The organism is Pseudomonas sp. PDM25 (assembly GCF_019219045.1).
Classification (GTDB): Bacteria; Pseudomonadota; Gammaproteobacteria; order Pseudomonadales; family Pseudomonadaceae; genus Aquipseudomonas.
In genome coordinates this window covers 1-203 of record NZ_JAHUWL010000117.1, presented here as the reverse complement: position 1 = coordinate 203, position 203 = coordinate 1, and the positions used below count along the sequence as shown (strand labels likewise).

1 pseudogene is annotated in these 203 nt (G+C 61.1%); it reads right to left on the bottom strand.

Annotated elements, in window-relative coordinates:
- Positions 1-203 (bottom strand): annotated as a pseudogene (locus KW848_RS31580) (LysR family transcriptional regulator); the annotation flags it as partial.

Genomic DNA, 203 nt, shown 5'->3' with positions numbered 1-203 from the left:
CCCTGGCGAACGGCCATACACGGCCATCAATCGTTGATGGGATACGTGCTGCGGGCAGGTGATCCAGTCGTCAATCGGTGTCCAACGCTGTTGCTCTGAGTCCTGCGCCATGGGGTGTTCGACGGGCAGTGTCATCACGTAGGACTCCTCCCAGAGCGGCAGGAACAATTCGTCCTCGCAGCACAGCTCTTCCACGGCCAGGC